This window comes from Novosphingobium sp. Sphag1I (genome assembly GCF_056279125.1).
The window spans coordinates 32,981-52,457 of sequence record NZ_JBWBQS010000010.1; the positions used below are offsets into that span (position 1 = coordinate 32,981).

The window sequence follows — 19,477 nt, forward strand, 5'->3', positions numbered from 1 at the left end:
TGTACCTTTGCTATTATTGCGGGTCTTAGAAACGATCCGCGTTCATCACCTTGGTCCATGCCTTGGCAAAGTCGCGGACGAATTTTTCGCCTGCATCATTGCTGGCATAGACCTCGGCCACGGCGCGCAATTCCGAATTCGATCCAAAGATCAGATCGACCGGCGTTGCACTCCACTTGGCCCCGCCCGTGGCCCGGTCCGAACCGATATAGGTCGCGCCATCGGGGGCCTTTTTCCACGCCGTGCCCATGTCCAGCAGGTTGACGAAATAGTCATTCGTCAAAGTGCCGGGACGCGCCGTGAATACGCCATTGGCGCTGTGCCCGGTGTTGGCGTCCAAGGCGCGCATACCGCCGACCAGAACCGTCAGTTCCGGCACCGACAGGCCCAGTTGATCGGCCTTGTCGATCATCGCCTCGGCAGGGGCCTGCCAGTTTCCGGCCGCATCATAATAATTGCGGAACGGATCGGCCTTGGGCTCCAGCACGGCAAAGCTGGCCGGATCGGTCTGATCCTGCGTCGCATCGACACGCCCCGGCGTAAAAGGCAAGTCAAGCTTGACGCCAGCCTTGGCCGCGGCCTGTTCCACCGCCGCATTGCCGCCCAGAACAATCAGGTCGGCCATGCTGACCTTCTTGCCACCGGGCGCGCTCTTGTTGAACTCGGTCTGGATCGCGGTCAGTTTGGCCAGAACCTTGTCCAGTTCCGCCGGATCATTGACCGCCCAGCCCTTCGCCGGGTTCAAACGGATGCGCGCACCATTCGCGCCGCCCCGCATATCGGTATTCCGATAGGTCGATGCCGATGCCCAAGCCGCGCGGATCAATTCGCGCTGTTCCAGCCCGCTGGAGAGCAGCTTGCCCTTGAGCGCGGCGATATCGGCCGCATCCACCATCGCATAATCCGCCTTGGGCAGAGGGTCCTGCCAGACGAAGCTCTGGGCCGGGATTTCATTGCCGATATAGCGCGCCTTTGGCCCCATATCGCGGTGGGTCAGCTTGAACCACGCACGGGCAAATGCATCAGCATAGGCCTGCGGATTCTTGCGCCATTTGGTCAGGATCGCGCGGAAAGCCGGATCTTCCTTCAGCGCAATATCGGTCGTGAACATGATCGGGGCATGAGTCACACCCGCGACATGGGCATCAGGCACAATCTTGGCCTGATCGGCATTCTTGGGCGTCCATTGCGTGGCGCCCGCCGGGCTCTTGGTCTTGACCCATTCAAAGTTGAACAAGTTGTCCAGATACTGGCTGGTCCATGCGATTGGGTTGGCCGACCATGCGCCTTCAAGGCCGCTGGTCACGGTGTCCTGCGCATTGCCCTTGCCGCATTTGTTTTTCCAGCCAAGGCCCTGATCCTCGATCGCGGCGGCGGCCGGTTCGGGGGCAACGCATTCCTCGGGCTTGTGCGCGCCATGCGCCTTGCCGAAAGTGTGGCCGCCAGCGATCAGGGCTGCGGTTTCCTCGTCATTCATGGCCATGCGGCCAAAGGCGCGGCGGATGTCGGCAGCGGCGGCAATCGGGTCGGGCACGCCATTGGGGCCTTCGGGGTTTACATAGATCAGGCCCATCTGCGTGGCGGCCAGCGGGCCTTTGAGATCACCCTTGGCATCGCGGCGGCCATTGTTGGCGTCCAGCCACTTCTTCTCGCTGCCCCAGAACACCATGTCGGGTTCCCACGCATCGACGCGCCCACCGGCAAAGCCCAGCGTCTTGAAACCCATTTGCTCCAGCGCGACATTGCCCGCCAGAACCATCAGGTCGCCCCAGCTGATCTTGCGGCCATATTTTTGCTTCACCGGCCAGATCAGGCGGCGCGCCTTGTCGAGGCTGGCATTGTCGGGCCAACTGTTTTGCGGATCAAAGCGCTGTTCGCCGCCAGAGCTGCCGCCGCGGCCATCCACCGTGCGATAGGTGCCCGCGCTGTGCCAGGCCATGCGGATGAAGAAGGGGCCGTAATTACCATAATCGGCGGGCCACCACGGCTGGCTGGTGGTCAGCACCTTGGCAAGGTCGGCCTTGACCGCCTTGAGGTCGAGCGATTTGAATTCCGCCGCATAATCGAAATCGGCGCCGTAAGGGTTGGACGCCACGTCATTCTGGCGCAGCGGGCTGATGTCCAGACGGCTAGGCCACCAATCCTTGTTGGTGGTGGCGCTGGGTGATGCGTCGGTCTGCGCAAAGGCTGGCGCGCACAGCGAGAGCAGCGCAGTGGCCGCCATGAGCCGTGCGGCGCGGGAAAAGGGCATGTTCGGCATGGTTGAAAACTCCTGCTTCTTGGCCATTCATCGGCGAGCAAGGAATTATCACCGCCCATTTTCGGGGCTAAATCGATTATAGTCGTGGCAATAATTGCCAATTCCGATTTTTGACACACAGAGCCAGCCGCAACCCACGATCAAGATTTTCTAATCCTGTACCAAACAAGCGTTGCTGGATCATACTCAACTTAATAAGTAGAGATTTTCCTGTCCGACGGAGATGCTTCCCTCTCTCCGTCGGGCCGCGGCTTTTGATCCATCGTGTCAGCTTGCTCCGCGTCAACAACGGCTAAAGCGGCACGAGGCTGGCGGCGCATCCACGCTCTGTGTCTCGTGCTTTGTTGCACAGATAGGACGTATGAGACATGCCCATTGCCACGCCATTTTCCCGCCCCCGCCTGTCCCCTGCCCGCCCGCGTTTGCGCGCGAACACGGCGGGCGCCCCCTTGCCGCATCCCTCGTGGCGGCCTACCGGATTGAGCCATGACCAACATCAACCCATCAGCGCCGCAGAATTCTGGCAACGCCTCGGGCTTTGAACCGCCTCTGGTCGATCTATCGGCGCTGGCGGATCAATTGCGCGGGCGGCGGCATCAATGGCGCCTGTCCCAGGATCATGACTCGGCCTATGGCGCGCATGGGTTTCCCTCGCGTTTGGCGCTGGGTCAAATTCTGGACAATCTGGCCTCGGCGCTGTTTCCGATGCGGTTGGGGCCGCGCGGGTTGACGCTGGATACAGAGGACGCCTTTGTCATCGCCTCGCTGCGCAGGGCGCTGCCCGATCTGGCGGCGCAGATCCGCATGGAACTGCACGCGGGCCGGGCGCAGAACGAGGCCGAAATCCACGCACAGGCCAATGCCATCGTCACGGCGCTGGCCGATAATCTGCCCGATGTGCGCCGGTTGCTCGACACCGACTTGGAGGCTGCCTTTGCCGGTGATCCCGCCGCGCGCACGGTGGACGAGGTGTTGCTGTGCTATCCGTCGCTGACGGCGATGCTGCACTATCGTATCGCCCATGTGCTGTACCGTCAGGGCGCGCCGCTGGTAGCGCGGATCATCACCGAAATCGCCCATTCGCGCACCGGCATCGACATTCATCCCGGCGCGACCATTGATGAAAGCTTCTTCATCGACCACGGCACCGGCGTCGTTATCGGCCAGACCGCCATCATCGGCAAACGCGTCCGCCTGTATCAGGCCGTCACCCTTGGCGCGCGCAGCTTTGCCTCGGATGAAAGCGGGCGCCTGCTGAATACGCCGCGCCATCCGGTGATCGAGGATGATGTGGTGATCTATGCGGGCGCGACCATCCTTGGCCGCATCACCATCGGCGCGGGCAGCGCGATTGGCGGCAATGTCTGGTTGACCAAATCCGTCGCCCCGCGCAGCGTCGTGCGTCAGGGCACGCCCAGCATCTCCATCGAAACCGACCCGCTGGAAAATTGGCCCTAAGCGGCAACCGACCGGGGCTTTGCGCCCCAGTCGAAATGCAGGTCCGACCTTTCGGCAAAACAGGCCAGATTGCCCGCCTGCGGCGGCATGGGCCGTGCGCCGGTCAGCACCTTTTGCGGCACATGCGGCGCCAGCATCTGCATTAGACTGTAGGCATAGTTGCGCAGCAAGGATCCTTTGAGCAGCGCCACCTTGGTGCTGGATCGCGGGAACAGGCGATGCGATTGGGGCAAGACTTTGAGCCCTTCGCCATGGCCGTTGATAACCGCCATTTGCGCGACAATGCCCACCCCCATGCCAAGGCGTACATAGGTCTTGATCACATCGGCATCCATCGCCGTCAGCCGCAGATCGGGCGACAAACCCGCCGCGGCAAAGGCATCGACCACCGCCGAACCGCCCGCAAAATCCCGGCTGTACGTGATCAGCGGAAAACCGGCGATGTCGGCCAGAGTGGGCGCCGACAAACGCGCCAGAGGATGGCCATCGGGCACAATCACCACATGGTCCCAATCGAAACAGGGAAAGGTGGACAAATCGGAAACCTCGTCCAGCGCCTGTGTCGCAAGGCCAATGTCCGCTTCGCCGCGCAGCAGCATGTCCGAGACATAGCGCGGCGTGCCCTGACGGATTTCGACCTCTACATCGGGAAATTCACGGGCAAAGCGCAAGAGAACCGGCGGCAGGACATAGGAGGCCTGATTATGCGTCGCCGCAATGGTCAGGCGCCCCTTGTCCTGCGCCACGAATTGGGCCGACAGGCGTTTGAGATTGTCCGCCTCGTGCAACAGGCGTTCGACCACATCGGCCACCTGTCCGCCCGCCTTGGTCACGCCGACCAGCCTTTTGCCGCGCCGGACAAAGATGTCGATGCCCAGTTCGGCCTCCAGATCGCGGATCTGTTTGCTGACGCCCGATTGGGACGTAAATAGCTGGTTGGCAACCTCGGTCAGGTTGAGGTCATTGTGCAATGCGGCCCGCACATAGCGCAATTGCTGGAAATTCATGCGGCCCCTCTGATGTTTGCCTCGATATGTCTATCTCATTAGTTGAGTATATTCCACCAAGGCAAACAACATAGTCTTGGCCGCACATCAGACCAGCTATTGCGCCAAGGCACCCTCCTGTTCACGCCGCATCTGCATCAAACGTCGCCGGGCCCGGATGGCCGCCGCATCAGACGGCAGGATCACCGGACGCATCTCCCAAAAATCAAGCCCGTTCATTGCGGCCTGCTGAGCACGGATCATCGGCTCGTCTTCCTCCAGAAAGACTTTGCGCGCCATGCGGGCGGCCTCATCGCCATGTTCGCGGGTGAAGAAGTAGTGGGTTTCACTCTGGCTCTTGGGCGTCAGGATATGCGGATTGGCCATGGGCGGGACCAGAAAGTTGCGCCTTTGCCCATCGTCACGCGCCATGCCGATGAACAGCGCCAGAGACGCCGGCGCATGCCAGCGAATATGCATCCATTGGTCAATCGCCTCGCCATCACCCACCATGGCGGCGGCCCATGCGGGCGGGCGCGATCCGGGCATATCCCACTTGTTCCAAACCGCGCCGGTATCATCGCCCTCCACGGTTTGCCGCCCGGATTCGAACAGCGCGCCATTCACGCCGAACGTCTCGACATGAAGAAATTCGGCATGGCTGAGATCGAGCAGATTGTCCGCGATCAGTTCGTAATTCACATCCATCAACAGATGGTCGCGCGCATCGCGATCATCATCGATAAATCCGAAATCCGGGATCGTCGCAGGATCGGCCAGGTTTTCATCCCCCGGCCAGAACCACAAGGCCCCATGCCGTTCCACCAGCGGTCGCGTCGCCACCCGCGCCTGTGGCGGCAATTCGCGGCCAAACGGGTTGAACACACAGGCGCCATCCATGCCAAAGGTCAAACCATGATAGCCGCAGGCAACGGTATCCCCCACCCGCTTGCCCCGGCTGAGCGGAACAAAGCGGTGCGGGCATTTATCCGCCATCATCACCCATTCACCGCCCGAATGGCGCAGGATCAACCACGGTTCATCCAGCAGCGTTCGCGCCAGAAATCCCTCCTGCGGCACTTCATTGGCCCATGCGGCCATGTACCAGGCATTGCGGACAAAATCCCCCATCGACACGTCTCCTCTCCAATCGGGAACGGGTCATGCCAATGGTGTTGATTACTGCACGCCCGCACCCACACGCGGGATTGTCCCGCCCAAAAAGCTGTGGGGCCTGCAGCGGACGCCCGTGGGCGCCTTGCCAGATCGACCATGCCGATCATCAGGCTGTACCCGCGTTGCGGGCGGGGCAATGGATAAATTGGAACGGTGATTCGAGTCAAGCATGCCAACGTGCCTTGGCATCTACTCAAAAGGAAATTGGCGCGCCCGACAGGGTTCGAACCTGTGACCCCAAGCTTAGAAGGCTCGTGCTCTATCCAGCTGAGCTACGGGCGCGCATGCCGTGAACCGGCCTAAAGCCGACAGGCGAACCACCCCATAGCGACAATGATGGGATAGCGCAAAGGTGGATCGACAGATCCCGTCAAATGTAACAAAAATGTCATTAGTTCAACGGCATATAAAATCCATATAATCGCCAAATATGACAGTCCATGTCACAGGAACGGAACAGATCTGTCAAATTCCATCCCTAGCGCGACCCCAAGTTTACTGACTAAGAACGGGGCACATCCATGACATCCTCCTTTGCCGCGCGACGCGCCGTGGGCCGCGTGCGCCTTGCCTTGCTTGGCTCGGCCATGTTCCTTCCCTTTGCCGCGCATGCTGTTGAAGCACCTGCGGCCGCAGATGCCGCCGCCGCCGATGATGGTCAATCCATCGTCGTTCAGGGCGCGCGTCCGATTGCCGAATCCGAAGCCGCCGCGCTCAAGGTTCAGCAATTGTCCGATTCGCTGGTGACGGTGGCGGCATCGGACGCCGTGGGGCGCCTGCCGGACCAGAACATTGCGCAGGCCGCAGGGCGTCTGCCGGGTGTGGCAGTCGAACGCGATCAGGGTCAGGCGCGCTATATCTCGCTGCGTGGCGGCCCCAAGAACTGGACCACCCTGTCCTTTGACGGCGTCAATGTGGTCAGCCCCGAAGGGCGCAAGAGCCGCTTTGACTCGGTGCCTTCGGCCATCGCGGGCAAGATCATCATCAACAAGGCCGTGACCCCCGACATGCCGGGCGAAACCGTGTCGGGCAACGTCAATGTCGTCACTCGCTCGGCCTTTGATTTCAGCGGCCTGCACATCAACGGCAAGGCCGGTTATGGCCAGCAGGAATATGGCAGCCGCCCGGAATATGAAGGCTCGCTGGTCCTGTCCGACCGTTTCAACGTGGGCGAAGGCGAATTGGGCGTGCTGCTTTCGGGCAGCTATTACCAGCGCGACATGGTGACCGACAATTTCGAAAATGACTGGGAAAATGTCAGCCAGGACAAGCGCCCCGGCAATGCCAACCGCATCTGGGTGGCCGAAAGCGAAAACAAGCTCTATCGCCTGACGCGCAAGAACTGGTCGGTGTCCGGGCGTCTGGATTACAAGCCGAACGATCGCAACACGATCTCGTTCAGCTCGATCTACACGATTTTTTCCGACGACGAAGCGCGCGACAATTACCGCTTCGACATGGATGACAAGCAATCCTCGCTGAGCAATGCCAGTGCGGCCTGCGACACGTCGGTCAAGTCGTCCTATGCGACCTCGGCCTATGCCGATGTGTGTTCAGGCAACACGCCCACCAAGGGCACGATCTATGGCATCGACATCCGCCAGCGTTCGACCCTGCGCGCCTATCGCCAGTCGATCTTTACCAACACGCTTCAGGGCAGCCATGAATTCGACGGCGGCTGGGCGCTGAACTGGACCGGCAATTATACCGAAAGCAAGGATGACCGCTCGGTCGTGGGCGAAGTCACCTGGGACAGCCCCAGCACGCTGACCGCGCGTCCGACGGTGGCCTATGATTTGACCAACCCCAACCTCTCGACGCTGGCGCTTTATACGACCAACAGTTCGGGCGGCGTCCTGTCGGCGGGCACGCGCGTGACGGACATCGACACGTTCACCAAACCTGCGTCGTCCTTCAATCTGCTGGACGCCATCGACATGACCCGCGCCTATACCGGCCGCGTCGTCCTGTCCAAACAGACCGAATTCCTTGGCGGCAACCTGACGCTCAAGGCCGGTTTCCAGTTCGACCAGCGCACCAAAACCGCCAATGAAATGCAGATTTCGGTGTCGGGCACGTCGAATCTGGCGGCGCTGGGCCTGGCCGATTACAGCAGCTTTTCGACGAACCAGCCCTTTATGGGCAAGATCGCGATGGGCTATACGTTCCACTATTTCGACACGGCCAAGATGCGCGCAGCATCAGACAAGGCGCGTCAGCTTTACGCACGCACGCCCGTCACCGACAACAATTACCGCGTACAGGAACAGGTCTATGCCGGTTTCCTGATGGGCACCCTGCGCTATGACTGGGGCAGCATCCTGGCCGGTGTGCGTTTGGAAAACGTGACCAACAGCGGTAATGCGGTGGGCACGATCACCAACTCCGCCGGGGTTTCGACCACCAGCAACCTGTCGGCCAAATCGAGCCAGTTGCTGGCCTTCCCCAGCCTGCATTTCAACTATAACGTCGATCAGACCAAGAAGCTGCGCCTCTCCTTCACCACCGGCGCGGCGCGCGCCGATTATGACCAGATGCGCCCCAACGTGGTCGTCAGCGACACCAATCAGGCGATTTCTGGCGGCAACCCTGCGGTCAAGCCAGAGCGCGCCTATGGCGTGGACGCCTATTTCGAATGGTACATGCGCCCCAGCGGCTTCCTGATGGCGGGCCTGTATTACAAACAGGTTGAGGACGTTCTTTACACCTCGGTGCGCACCTACGGCTCGACCTCGCTCAATGCGAACGGTGTGGATCGCTCGAACTATCTCTTTTCCGGCATCAACAATGCCGGCAAGGGCCACCTGATGGGTCTGGAAGTCGCGTTTCAGCAAAGCCTTGAACCTTGGGTACAAAAGGCGGGCCTGCCCGACTGGATGGGCGGTTTTGGCATCAACGCCAACATGATGCTGAACGACAGTTCGGTGACCAAGGCGGCTTATGGCGCCTATGCCGCGCGCAAGGTACGCCTGCCCAACACCTCGGACATGGTCTATAACCTTGGCGGCTATTACGAAAAATATGGCCTGACCCTGCGCCTGCAATATCAGTATCGTTCGAAATGGCTCGACGCCATCGGCGATGACCTGTCGGCAGGCGGCGACAGCTATTGGGCGGCGGACGATGAAATGGACTTCTCGGCCCGCTATCAGATCAACAAGCGCCTCTCGATCTATTTCGACGCCTCCAACCTGCTGAACCAACCGGGTCGCCGCTTTGTCGATCCCAGCGGGTTGATCAACGCCAGCGGCGGTTCGGCCACGTTCAGCCAGAACTACACCACCGAATGGGAACGTTTTGGACGCCGCTTTACCGGGGGTGTTCGCTTCAACTTCTGATGACGGGTCAGGGTTGATGTACGAAAGGGCGCTCCATCCGGGGCGCCCTTTTTCTTGCGCCATCACGCCATTGCGGGTTAGCGTGAAATCCATGAGCCAATCCCCCCTCTTCCGCATCGAAGGCAGCGCGGGCGCGCGTCGCCACTTTCGCTATTTCGATTATGTGATGGTGGCCTTTGTCACGATCCTGCTGCTGTCCAACCTGATCGGGGCGGGCAAGCGTGCGGTGGTCGACCTGCCCCTGATCGGCCCATGGCCTTTTGGCGCGGGCGTAATGTTCTTTCCTATCAGCTATATCATCGGTGACGTTCTGACCGAGGTCTATGGCTATGCCCATGCGCGGCGCTGCATTTGGGTCGGCTTCTGGGCGCTGATCTTCATGGTGTTTATGAGCGTGGTCGTCGTGGCGCTGCCGCCCGATGCGGGATGGACCGGACAGGCCGCCTATGAAAGCGTGTTCGGCCAAACCCCGCGCATCGTCTTTGCCTCTGTCGCGGCGTTCTGGGCGGGGGAATTCGTCAATTCCTTTGTCCTTGCCAAGATGAAGATCGCTACCAACGGATCGAAGCTGTGGACTCGCACCATCGGTTCAACCATCTTTGGACAAGCGGTGGACAGCGCGCTCTTCTACCCCCTCGCCTTCTATGCCGCCGACGGCTGGACCGGGGCGCAGGTGATGCAGGTCGCATGGACCCAATGGGCCATCAAGGTCAGTTGGGAAGTCATCCTGACCCCGGCAACCTATTGGGTGGTGGGCTTTTTGAAAAAGCGCGAAGGGGTTGAGGTGTTCGATACGGACACGTCCTTCTCGCCTTTTGCCAAGGCGGCGGAGGTTTAAGGGGGTTTGAAGTTTGGCCTCCGGCGGGCAAAGGGCGGGGGCCCTTTGCAATCCCATGAATGGGGTGGTGGTTGAGTTCGTCGATATGCGCTGATCCGCGAAGCGGGTTAATAGCCTGCGGCGCTGCAAGGTTGCACCAAGGGTGAAATCCCGCGCCACACAGACAGTATCGGGATTGCAAAGGGCTCCCGCCCTTTGCCCGCCGGAGGCACCCCCTCCCTCACCATCAATCCGCAATCAACGCAATCGCCAGATAGACAATAAAGAGCGACCCAAACCCCAGAATAGCGCCAAGGGCAAAAGCCACGCGCACCAACGTCACGTCGAGACCGAAATAGGCCGCAATGCCCGAACAGACACCAAAGATCTTCTTATTGCGGCGGTCGAGCATAAAGCCATTGGTGGGGCGGATGGGGTCATAATTGGTCATCGGTTTTCTCCTTGGCGCGGGGCTGGTCGGTTGCCGCCGCTGATACCGATGGAACTGCATGGCCCGTGCCAAATGCGGAAAGTCTGGGAATTCTGCCGATCCCGCGCAAAGGCGTCGCCGCCGCATGGCGTAAATCCCTATCCCTTGGCATTTTTCACCAAGGCTGGCATGGGTCGCACAATCCCGCTACAGCGCGGCCCATGGCGCTTGATCGCATCCGTCTGGGCTGGTTCCGCAACCACCGCGCCACCGCGCTGGAGGGGACGGGAAAGTTCAACCTTCTGGTGGGCGAAAACGGCGCGGGCAAGACCAATATCCTTGAGGCCATTTCGCTGTTTGCGCCGGGACGCGGGCTGCGCCGGGCGGCCCTGCCCGATATGGCGGGACAGTCGGGCGACGGGGCCTTTGCGGTTTCGGCCGACCTGTTGCACGATGGCGTCGGGGTGCGTTTGGGCACGGGCACCGCGCCGGATAAACCGGGCCGCCGCATCGTGCGGGTCAATGGCGCGGATGCCAGCGCGCTGTCGCTTTCGGAATGGCTTGGCCTGTTCTGGCTGACCCCGGCGATGGACCGTTTGTTCATGGATTCGCCGGGCGGACGGCGGCGGTTTGTTGACCGTCTGGCGCTGGCGCTGGATCCGGCCCATGCCGCCCATGCCGCCCGCACCGAAGCCGCCATCCGCGAACGCAACCGCCTGCTCTCCGCCCCGCAGGAACCCGATGCGCGCTGGCTCGACGCCATAGAGGTACAAATTGCCGAGGCGGGGGGCGCGCTGGCCAGCGGGCGAGCGCGGCTGATCGAGGCACTTAACGCCAAGCTTGAAACCCTGCCCCCCTCGCCCTTTGCACGGCCTGCGCTCTCCTATCAGGCGGGCGGGCCGATTGTTGTGGCCGAACTGGCGCAGGCGTTGCGTGACAATCGCCGCCGGGATCGCGCGGCGCAGCGCACATTGACTGGGCCGCACCGCGACGACCTTGGCGTGACCATGGCGGCCAAGAACCAACCCGCCGCCGAATGTTCAACCGGCGAGCAGAAGGCAATGCTGATCGCCATCACGCTGGCCCATGCCGAATTGTCGGGCGATGCAGACCGTCCGCGCCTGCTGCTGCTGGATGAGGTTGCGGCCCATCTCGATCCGATCCGGCGCGGGGCGCTGTTTGAACGGCTGGAGGCTGGCGCGGCACAGGTATGGATGACCGGCACCGAAGTCGCGCCCTTTGACGCGTTGAACGGCAAGGCGGCCTGTTGGTGGGTGGCCGAGGGCAGCGTTACAAAAGAATAGGGCGGGAAGCGCAACCGCCCCCGCCCCGTAATGTTCGGCAAACGAACTCTCTTACGAGAACATTGCCATCCCGCCGTTCACATGCAGCGTCTGGCCGGTGACATAGCCCGCTTCCTTCGAAGCCAGATAGGCAACCGCCGCGCCAATGTCTTCGCCTTCGCCCATGCGGCCCATCGGGATGCGGCTGTTGAGCGCATCCTTCTGCGCATCGGGCAGAACGTCGGTCATCGCCGTGCGGATGAAACCGGGGGCGACGCAATTCACCGTCACATTGCGGCTGGCCAGTTCCTGAGCCAGCGACTTGGACGCGCCGACGAGGCCAGCCTTGGCGGCGGCATAGTTGATCTGGCCCGGATTGCCCGTGGCGCCCACGACGCTGGTGATGTTGATAATGCGGCCAAAACGGGCCTTCATCATCGGCTTGGTCGCGGCACGCATCAGGCGGAACGCGCCTTCAAGGTTGATGCGGATGACGGCTTCCCATTCCTCATCCTTCATGCGCATGGCAAGGTTATCGCGCGTGATCCCGGCATTGTTGACCAGAATATCGAGCTTGCCCAGACCAGCCATAGCGGCAGGGATCAGACCTTCAACGCTGTCCTTGTCCGACAGATCGGCCACCAGACACACATGATCGCCGCCAAGTTCGGCAGCAAACGCCTCCAGCTTGGCCTGATTGCTGCCCGAAAGCGCCAGACGCGCGCCTTGCGATGCCAGCGCGCGCGCCACCGACGAACCGATGCCACCCGATGCGCCCGTAACCAGCGCGGTCATACCCGTCAGATCAAACATCGCTCAAATCTCCTTCAGCAGCGCTTCGATGTCGGCCATCGTCACCACGCTGGTAATTTTCACGTCCTTGATGGTGCGGCCAATCATCGGCCCCAACACCTTGCCGCCCAGTTCGACGAACTCGGTCACGCCCGCGGCCTGCATGGCGATCACGCTTTCCCGCCAACGCACACGGCCGCAAACCTGTTCGACCAGCAACTTTTGCACCAAGGCCGGATCGGTCACGACATCGGCGGTCACATTGGCAAACAACGCCACCGACAGCGCGTCCGGCACGGTCTTGGCCAGCGCCTCGGCCATGGCATCGGCAGCAGGCTGCATCAGCGGGCAGTGGAAAGGCGCCGACACCGGCAAGGCCACGCCGCGCTTGATGCCATGTTCCTTGACCAGAGCAATGGCGCGGTCAATCGCGCCCTTGTGGCCCGACAGCACGACCTGACCCGGATCATTGTCATTGGCGACGGTGCAGACTTCACCCTCGGCCGCCGCCGCGGCCAGAGCAGACGCCTTTTCAATATCCGCGCCCAGCAAGGCCGCCATCGCGCCCACGCCCACCGGCACAGCCGCCTGCATCGATTGCCCGCGCAGTTTGAGCAAACGCGCCGTATCGGCCAGCGAGAAAGCCCCCGCCGCGCACAGCGCCGTATATTCGCCCAAAGAATGGCCCGCGACGAAGTCGGCCTTGTCGGCCAGACGGATGCCACCCTCGGCCTCCAGCACGCGCAGCGTCGCAATGGCATTGGCCATGATCGCGGGCTGTGCGTTCTCGGTCAGCGTCAGAGCGTCTTCGGGGCCTTGCGCCATGATCGCGGACAATTTCTGGCCCAACGCATCATCGACCTCTTCGAAAACCTCACGGGCAACGGCGCTGGCCGCAGCCAGTTCGACGCCCATACCAACCTTCTGGCTGCCCTGACCCGGAAAAACGAAAGCCCGCATTGCGCGATAATCCCTGATAAATGCAAAGTGGGCGCGGGTTATTGCGGATAGGCTTAAGACGCAAGACCAAACGGAACAATGCGGTTGGCCGCATCATGGCCAATATCCGCGCCGCCAAGAAACGGAATGGCGTGACGCGCGCACCACTGGGCCACGATCTGTTGCGGATCGGCGCCAAAGTCGCGGTCATTTTCGGGCACATCGGACACCCTGCCCAACCGTATCCCGGCCACGCCGCCCAGATGCGCCGTCACATGAAACATCAACCGGTCAATGGCATAGAGGTGTTCGCTCACCTCTTCGACCATGACCACATGGCCCGCCAGCCCCGGCATGATCGGCGTCCCCGCCAACATGGCCAGCGTGGTGAGGTTAAAGGCCACAACGGGATGCTTTTCCCCCATCAGCGCCGGTTCCAAACCATCGCGCGCGCCCGCAAAAAAGCCAAGGGCGCGGTGCAAGGCAGCCTCTCCGCCCGAACGGCGTCCATCAGCCACCATCGGGCCATGGCACACATGCCCCACCCGCGCCCGATAGAGCGCGCCCAGCATATAGCCCATGTCCGAATAGCCCATATAGGTCTTGTAGGCCGAAGCCGGGCCAAGCTGGGCCACGGCCTGCTGGGCGATGCGGTTGCTGCCGTAACCGCCGCGGGCGAACCACACCGCGTCCACGCCCGGATCATTGGCGCAATCCAGAAAAGCGGCCAGACGCACATCGTCCTCGCCCGCGAAATGCCCGCTGTTGGCGAAACATTGCGGGTGAAATTCCAGCGTCAGATCATATTGGGCCGCCACCGCCTGTGCTTTGGCAACATCGTCAGGCGTGATGGGACAGGCCGGGGCGCAAATGGCAATCTTGGTCATGGGAAAGAAGGCATATACAGTTGCTTCTGTTCGCGCCACATCCTAACCCGCGCAAATGGATAAAGACGCGCTGATTTCGACCTCTTGGTTCTTTTGCGGTATTGGCGGATCGGGCATGTTGCCTCTGGCGCTGATCCTGCGCGGCATGGGCGCGCGCGTCGCCGGATCGGACCGCAGCCGGGATCAGGGCCGCACGCCGGAAAAATTCGCATGGCTGGAAAGTCTGGGCTTTGACCTGTTCCCACAGGATGGCAGCGGGATGCAGGACGGCGCGCAGGTTATGGTCGCCAGCGCGGCGGTTGAGGACACCGTACCCGAAGTCATCCGCGCCCGCGAATTGGGATGCGCGCGGATGAGCCGGGCGCAATTGCTCTCCACCTTGTTCAACGCCGCCCCGGCACGCATTGCCATTGGCGGCACCAGCGGCAAATCGACCGTCACGGGCATGGCCGGGTGGATCTTGACTCAGGTGGGGCGTGACCCGACGATCATGAATGGCGCAGTGATGAAAAATTTCGTCGCCCCCGACGCCCCCTTTGCCAGCGCGCGGGTTGGTTCGGGCGGCGTGTTCGTGTCCGAGGTGGATGAAAGCGACGGCTCGATCGCGCTCTATAATCCCACGGTGGCGGTGCTGAACAATGTCAGCCTTGATCACAAGAGCCTTGAAGAATTGCGCGAATTGTTTGGCGATTTTCTGGCGCGGGCCGATGTGGCGGCGGTCAATCTGGACGATGCGGAAAGCGCCGCGCTGATCGGGCGGGCGCGCGATGTGGTGACGTTCGGCCTGACGCATCCCGATGCAATGATCGGCATTGCCCCCGGTTCGATCCGCGAAGAAGCGACAAAGATCAGCGCGACGATCGTTGATAGGCGCAGAGGGGAAAGCCATGCGCTGCATCTGGCCGTGCCGGGGCGGCATAATCTGGCCAACGGACTGGCGGCGCTGGCCGCAGCGGATGCGGCGGGTGTGAGTTTGGCGCAGGGCGTGGCGGCGCTGGAGGGCTTTAACGGCCTTGCACGGCGTTTCGATATCGTCGGCACCAGCGCGGGCGGCGTGACCGTGATCGACGATTTCGGCCATAACCCGGACAAGGTCAGCGCCACGCTCAAGACGCTCAAAACCCATCCGGGGCGCATTCTGGCGTTTTTTCAGCCCCATGGCTATGGCCCCTTGCGCCAGATGGGGCATGAATTGGCCGAGGTATTCGCCAACCTGATGGGGGCCGACGATGTGGTGATCCTGTGCGATCCGGTCTACTTCGGCGGCACGGTGGACCGCAGTCAGGGTTCGCAGCGCATCATCGACATGATCGAGGCCGCAGGCGGCAAGGCGCGCTATATCCCCGCGCGCGATGATGTGGCGACCTATTTGCTGCAAGAGGCGCGCAGCGGCGACCGCATTGTCGTGATGGGCGCGCGCGATGATACGTTGACTTTGTTCGCCAAAAACCTGCTGGCTCAGGTGCAATAGGCCATAAAAAAGGGCGCGGGAGGAGGCATTCCCGCGCCCTTTTCCGTCAAACGGGGGTGATCAGATGACCCGCACCTGCACCAGCGTTTGATTGACCAATTGATAGGCGATTTCGCCAAAGGTTACCGGGCCGGCCACCCCACCCACGGTTTTGCCTTCCAGATCGCCGAACAGATAGTTCAGGATGCAATTGCACGACCACATCGCGCCATCATGGTCATGGGCCGAAAACTGGGCAGCAAAGGCGGCGGGGTAATCGGCCACCGGTGCGGCAAAGGCGTAATCGATGCCGGGAAACACCGGGGCGTAGAGATCGACGTTGGCCGAACCCACGGAACGCAGCGAAGCGTTGATGCGCGCGCCGGAATAGTCGCCGACCAGAGGCAATTGCCCGCCTTCCAATCCGCGTTCGCGGATGTAATCGGCAAACAGGCGCTTTTGCCCGTTCACGATCACATCGGTGGGCGAAAAACTGGCTTCTTCAAAGCGCAGCGTGTCCACCCCGTCGGACGAGAAGATGTTCACGATCTCGACAATCGGCATCATCCCGTCGGGCAAATGGATCTGAAGCACGGCCGCACCATCGGTCAGAGCGCCCTTGCCCGAACCGTCATAGACATAGGCCGCCGAACCATCTTCGCCCAGATCAAAGCCCGCGATCCAGCCCACCGTGGGTTTCAGGAAGGCCAGCGGATAGGAACCTGCTTCCTTGGCGAAACGCTGATGCGCCTTGGACTGAAACGGCAGGATGGCCAGAGCAAAACCCTGTTCAGGGGCCTCCTCGGTGATATCCTGAAGCGCATCGGCGCTGTAATGATGCGAGGTGACAGGGCCCAGACCGGAAAAGTCGGTAACAAAGACGCGGGTCGCATCAACCATTTCGCCGCCGTCGGCGGTCAGGAAATAGGGCGTCGTGCCCCCAATCCAGTTACCGGCGGGCAATTGGTCCAGCGCCTCTTTACGCCCGGCAATGGCCAGAGGTGCGCCCGCGCGAATCAGGGCGATGGCATCGTCGATCGCCACCAACGCATTGAGCCGTCCGGCCATCGCGCCAGCAAAATCAGATGGAGCTAAGCTGTGCGATTTCATTGGCCAGTCCTCTTTCCCATTTTACAAAGAAATCATAAACTTCATCAGCTTTTTGTGCCGGGCTGAGTTTGCTCATTTCCAGTCGCTGACTGAGCATTTGCGCCCCCAGATTGGTGGTGCGCAATTTCTTTAATCCGCCATTTGCCAGCTTTTGCCAGCATGGCGCCGTCTTGGGTGGCAGAGCCATCAGGTTCCCCCTCGCAATATGCATTCTGGATGCGAGGGGTGATTAACGCTTTTAATTTTACGTTCGGGTGAAAGCGAAATCTGTATTACATCGTATTTCTATAAAATTCCAAAATCATGCGTAATTTATGCGTGAATACACGTAATTTCCATCTGATACAAATTAAGATCGAATATTATATAAAATAAAAATCAAAACAATTCAGATTAAAATCGTTTGATTTTAAGGAAGAATCATGAACCCTACGCAGACACGGGACCAAGAAGGCGAAGCAGCAACACTTGGTTTGAGGGTGCAGTTTTTCGAAGTCCAGCAAGAAGATTACGGCGCTTTTCCCCGCATCGCAAAGGCCCTGCGCAAATTTGCGCCCAGCGCGCTTGACCGCTTTTACGCCAAGGTTGCACGCACCCCAGCGATTGCCCGCTTCTTTCCGACCAGCGCGGCCGCCCAAGGTGCCAGCGACAAGCAATTTGCCCATTGGGTCGATCTGTTTGAAAGAAATGCCGACGGGCTGTCCCAATCCTATTATCAACGCGCCAGCCATATTGGCGACATCCATGCCCGGATCGGATTGCAGCCGACATGGTATACCGGCGCCTATGCCACGATCCTTCAGGATGTGATCAAGGGCATGATGCAGCAATCCATGCTGGGCCGTTTGGGCGGAAAGGCCGTGGCACAGGAGATTTCCACACTGGTCAAAATGGCCATCATGGACATGGACATTGCGCTGGGGGCCTATTTCCGGGCCGAAGAAGCCAAGCGTAAAAAGGTGGTCGATGACCTTTCCCACGCGCTTGAAGCCATGGCCAATGGCAACATGACCCATGGCCTGACCGACCTACCCGAAGATTATGCCAAGCTTCAGGCCGATTTCGAAGCGATGCGTCGTTCGGTCAATGCCGCGCTCAACGCCGTCACCTCCGCGGTCGAAACGATCAGTGCAGGGTCTGCCGAAATCCGCAGCGCATCCGACAATCTGTCCACCCGCACCGAACATCAGGCCGCCACGGTTGAGGAAACCACCGCCGCGCTCAACGGCCTGACCAACGGGATCAGCGAGGCCGCCGATGGCGCAGGGCGCGTCGAGGCCAGCGTTTCCCAGGCGCAGGAAGAAGCGCAAAAAGGCAGCGAAGTGGTGCGTGAGGCCGTGGACGCCATGGCCAGCATCGAAAATTCGGCCAAAGAGATCACGCAAATCATCAATGTGATCGACGGCATCGCTTTTCAAACCAACCTTCTGGCCTTGAACGCAGGGGTCGAGGCCGCACGTGCGGGCGATGCGGGCAAAGGTTTTGCCGTGGTCGCCAACGAGGTGCGCGCCCTTGCCCAGCGCAGCGCCGAGGCCGCCAAGGACATTCGCGCCCTGATCGGCACCAGCGTTGATCAGGTGACGCGCGGCGTTTCACTGGTCGATCAATCGGGTCAGGCCTTTACCCGCATCACCGGCAAGGTTGCCGATATTGCCGATCTTGCCATCAACATCGCCAAATTGAGCCGCGAACAGGCAGGCAATCTGGTCCAGATCAACGAATCCGTCGGCGATATCGACCGCAACACCCAGGCCAATGCCGCCGTGGCCGAAGAAGCCACCGCCGCCGCCCGCAGCCTTGCCTCGCAAGCGCAGGAACTGGCGCAATTGGTTGCCCGGTTTCAAATTGAGCGGACGGAAAGCGGCACCCCCTTTGGGTCGAGCAATCTGGCCACGATCGAGCCCAAGGTGCCGGTCGCCGCGCCGCGCCCCAAACTGGTGGCGGTCGCCCGCAATGAGGGCGCATTGGCCATCAAGCCGACGCCCGAACCGGCGGGCGAGACGGACGACTGGGCCGAGTTTTAAGGCCCCGCACCCATCAACAATTTGGAAAAACTCTTTGCAAAGATCTTAATTTCCCCGCCCGCTCCCCGTTTCTACTTTTGCCGAGAGGAAACGCCGGAGCCAAGACATGCTGCTCAATACCATCAATGATACAGTAGTTTATGTGCCACGCGCCGAGCGTATCAGCTTTGACATTCCGGTCCGCTATCGCCGGGGTGATGTGCGCAGCTCGACCCTTTTGATCAACCTGACCTGCGGGGGGGCGCGGGTTGAAGGCATCGAGGATTTGCGCTGCGGTGACAAGGTTACGCTCTACCTCCCCTCGCTCAAGCCCAAGGAAGCGACCGTGGTTTGGGTGATGGGTTTGGGTTCAGGGCTGGAATTTGACCGACCGCTGCATCCCGATATTTTCGAAAGTCTGGTCCTGCGCCATGCAAGGCGGCGCGACAGATCAGAAACGGACCGCCTGACCCAGATCGAAAGCCGCTATGACCGGCTGGAGGTCGACATACTGACAAATTGAACGGCAGAGGGGGCGAAAGGCCCCC

General features: G+C 60.9%; 16 protein-coding genes and 1 tRNA gene. 7 read left to right on the forward strand and 10 right to left on the reverse strand.

Annotated features, from left to right (window positions below):
- Positions 1-25: 25 nt before the first annotated feature.
- The gene (katG, locus tag ACZ9HU_RS12855) at positions 26-2,287 is read right to left on the reverse strand and encodes a catalase/peroxidase HPI (RefSeq protein ID WP_476105477.1); all 2,262 of its coding nucleotides are present in this window, start codon (positions 2,285-2,287) and stop codon (positions 26-28) included.
- 459 nt (positions 2,288-2,746) lie between these two features.
- Between katG and epsC the strand changes: the two genes are divergently transcribed.
- Positions 2,747-3,718: a serine O-acetyltransferase EpsC gene (gene epsC / locus ACZ9HU_RS12860; RefSeq protein ID WP_476105479.1), complete on the forward strand. Its 972-nt coding sequence runs from the start codon at positions 2,747-2,749 to the stop codon at positions 3,716-3,718.
- On the opposite strand, the gene ACZ9HU_RS12865 is transcribed toward epsC, so the two are convergent.
- From ACZ9HU_RS12865 to ACZ9HU_RS12875, 3 genes are all read right to left on the reverse strand, one after another.
- Positions 3,715-4,725: a LysR substrate-binding domain-containing protein gene (locus tag ACZ9HU_RS12865; RefSeq protein ID WP_476105481.1), complete on the reverse strand. Its 1,011-nt coding sequence runs from the start codon at positions 4,723-4,725 to the stop codon at positions 3,715-3,717. The two genes, epsC and ACZ9HU_RS12865, sit on opposite strands and share 4 nt — an antisense overlap.
- Positions 4,726-4,821: 96 nt before the next feature.
- Entirely contained in the window at positions 4,822-5,835 is a 1,014-nt protein-coding gene (locus tag ACZ9HU_RS12870; RefSeq protein WP_476105482.1) for a Rieske 2Fe-2S domain-containing protein, read from the reverse strand.
- A gap of 250 nt (positions 5,836-6,085) precedes the next feature.
- A tRNA-Arg gene (locus ACZ9HU_RS12875) sits at positions 6,086-6,162 on the reverse strand.
- A gap of 239 nt (positions 6,163-6,401) precedes the next feature.
- Between ACZ9HU_RS12875 and ACZ9HU_RS12880 the strand changes: the two genes are divergently transcribed.
- On the forward strand, positions 6,402-9,218 hold the full coding sequence (locus ACZ9HU_RS12880) for a TonB-dependent receptor (RefSeq protein WP_476105483.1): 2,817 nt from the start codon (positions 6,402-6,404) through the stop codon (positions 9,216-9,218).
- Positions 9,219-9,309: 91 nt separating this feature from the next.
- Complete coding sequence (locus tag ACZ9HU_RS12885) at positions 9,310-10,056, forward strand: queuosine precursor transporter (protein WP_476105484.1); 747 nt, start codon at positions 9,310-9,312, stop codon at positions 10,054-10,056.
- A gap of 226 nt (positions 10,057-10,282) precedes the next feature.
- On the opposite strand, the gene ACZ9HU_RS12890 is transcribed toward ACZ9HU_RS12885, so the two are convergent.
- Entirely contained in the window at positions 10,283-10,486 is a 204-nt protein-coding gene (locus ACZ9HU_RS12890) for a PspC domain-containing protein (protein WP_476105486.1), read from the reverse strand.
- Between the two features lie 200 nt (positions 10,487-10,686).
- Here ACZ9HU_RS12890 and recF point away from each other — a divergent pair, with 200 nt between their 5' ends.
- Entirely contained in the window at positions 10,687-11,769 is a 1,083-nt protein-coding gene (gene recF, locus ACZ9HU_RS12895) for a DNA replication/repair protein RecF (RefSeq protein WP_476105487.1), read from the forward strand.
- Positions 11,770-11,820: 51 nt separating this feature from the next.
- On the opposite strand, the gene fabG is transcribed toward recF, so the two are convergent.
- The 3 genes from fabG to ACZ9HU_RS12910 are packed head-to-tail and all read right to left on the reverse strand — an operon-like array spanning position 11,821 to position 14,366.
- Positions 11,821-12,561, reverse strand: coding sequence for a 3-oxoacyl-[acyl-carrier-protein] reductase (gene fabG / locus ACZ9HU_RS12900; protein WP_476105489.1), 741 nt, complete (start codon positions 12,559-12,561; stop codon positions 11,821-11,823).
- Between the two features lie 3 nt (positions 12,562-12,564).
- Positions 12,565-13,500: an ACP S-malonyltransferase gene (gene fabD / locus ACZ9HU_RS12905; RefSeq protein ID WP_476105490.1), complete on the reverse strand. Its 936-nt coding sequence runs from the start codon at positions 13,498-13,500 to the stop codon at positions 12,565-12,567.
- A gap of 53 nt (positions 13,501-13,553) precedes the next feature.
- Positions 13,554-14,366, reverse strand: a complete 813-nt coding sequence (locus ACZ9HU_RS12910) for an LD-carboxypeptidase (RefSeq protein ID WP_476105492.1) — start codon at positions 14,364-14,366, stop codon at positions 13,554-13,556.
- A 55-nt stretch (positions 14,367-14,421) separates the two neighbouring features.
- Between ACZ9HU_RS12910 and ACZ9HU_RS12915 the strand changes: the two genes are divergently transcribed.
- Positions 14,422-15,837 carry a glutamate ligase domain-containing protein gene (locus ACZ9HU_RS12915; protein WP_476105495.1) on the forward strand — a complete coding sequence of 472 codons (1,416 nt, stop codon included), beginning with the start codon at positions 14,422-14,424 and terminating at the stop codon, positions 15,835-15,837.
- Between the two features lie 60 nt (positions 15,838-15,897).
- Here the strand turns inward: ACZ9HU_RS12915 and ACZ9HU_RS12920 are convergent, their stop codons facing one another.
- The gene (locus ACZ9HU_RS12920; RefSeq protein ID WP_476105496.1) at positions 15,898-16,884 is read right to left on the reverse strand and encodes a DUF6976 family protein; all 987 of its coding nucleotides are present in this window, start codon (positions 16,882-16,884) and stop codon (positions 15,898-15,900) included.
- Positions 16,885-16,897: 13 nt separating this feature from the next.
- Positions 16,898-17,113: a hypothetical protein gene (locus ACZ9HU_RS12925; RefSeq protein ID WP_476105497.1), complete on the reverse strand. Its 216-nt coding sequence runs from the start codon at positions 17,111-17,113 to the stop codon at positions 16,898-16,900.
- Between the two features lie 235 nt (positions 17,114-17,348).
- Between ACZ9HU_RS12925 and ACZ9HU_RS12930 the strand changes: the two genes are divergently transcribed.
- Positions 17,349-18,950 (forward strand): methyl-accepting chemotaxis protein, encoded by a 1,602-nt coding sequence (locus ACZ9HU_RS12930; RefSeq protein ID WP_476105498.1) that lies wholly within the window; start codon positions 17,349-17,351, stop codon positions 18,948-18,950.
- Between the two features lie 106 nt (positions 18,951-19,056).
- Complete coding sequence (locus tag ACZ9HU_RS12935) at positions 19,057-19,452, forward strand: PilZ domain-containing protein (RefSeq protein WP_476105499.1); 396 nt, start codon at positions 19,057-19,059, stop codon at positions 19,450-19,452.
- The last annotated feature ends 25 nt before the right edge of the window (positions 19,453-19,477 follow it).

Excerpts from the sequence above, each read along its gene's own strand:
- ACZ9HU_RS12930 (WP_476105498.1), top strand. The coding sequence starts at position 17,349 with ATGAACCCTACGCAGACACGGGACCAAGAAGGCGAAGCAGCAACACTT.
- fabD (WP_476105490.1), bottom strand. The coding sequence starts at position 13,500 with ATGCGGGCTTTCGTTTTTCCGGGTCAGGGCAGCCAGAAGGTTGGTATG.
- ACZ9HU_RS12865 (WP_476105481.1), bottom strand. The coding sequence starts at position 4,725 with ATGAATTTCCAGCAATTGCGCTATGTGCGGGCCGCATTGCACAATGAC.
- ACZ9HU_RS12920 (WP_476105496.1), bottom strand. The coding sequence starts at position 16,884 with ATGGCCGGACGGCTCAATGCGTTGGTGGCGATCGACGATGCCATCGCC.
- ACZ9HU_RS12870 (WP_476105482.1), bottom strand. The coding sequence starts at position 5,835 with ATGGGGGATTTTGTCCGCAATGCCTGGTACATGGCCGCATGGGCCAAT.
- ACZ9HU_RS12935 (WP_476105499.1), top strand. The coding sequence starts at position 19,057 with ATGCTGCTCAATACCATCAATGATACAGTAGTTTATGTGCCACGCGCC.
- ACZ9HU_RS12880 (WP_476105483.1), top strand. The coding sequence starts at position 6,402 with ATGACATCCTCCTTTGCCGCGCGACGCGCCGTGGGCCGCGTGCGCCTT.
- ACZ9HU_RS12885 (WP_476105484.1), top strand. The coding sequence starts at position 9,310 with ATGAGCCAATCCCCCCTCTTCCGCATCGAAGGCAGCGCGGGCGCGCGT.
- recF (WP_476105487.1), top strand. The coding sequence starts at position 10,687 with ATGGCGCTTGATCGCATCCGTCTGGGCTGGTTCCGCAACCACCGCGCC.
- ACZ9HU_RS12915 (WP_476105495.1), top strand. The coding sequence starts at position 14,422 with ATGGATAAAGACGCGCTGATTTCGACCTCTTGGTTCTTTTGCGGTATT.
- epsC (WP_476105479.1), top strand. The coding sequence starts at position 2,747 with ATGACCAACATCAACCCATCAGCGCCGCAGAATTCTGGCAACGCCTCG.
- ACZ9HU_RS12925 (WP_476105497.1), bottom strand. The coding sequence starts at position 17,113 with ATGGCTCTGCCACCCAAGACGGCGCCATGCTGGCAAAAGCTGGCAAAT.
- ACZ9HU_RS12890 (WP_476105486.1), bottom strand. The coding sequence starts at position 10,486 with ATGACCAATTATGACCCCATCCGCCCCACCAATGGCTTTATGCTCGAC.
- fabG (WP_476105489.1), bottom strand. The coding sequence starts at position 12,561 with ATGTTTGATCTGACGGGTATGACCGCGCTGGTTACGGGCGCATCGGGT.
- ACZ9HU_RS12910 (WP_476105492.1), bottom strand. The coding sequence starts at position 14,366 with ATGACCAAGATTGCCATTTGCGCCCCGGCCTGTCCCATCACGCCTGAC.
- katG (WP_476105477.1), bottom strand. The coding sequence starts at position 2,287 with ATGGCCAAGAAGCAGGAGTTTTCAACCATGCCGAACATGCCCTTTTCC.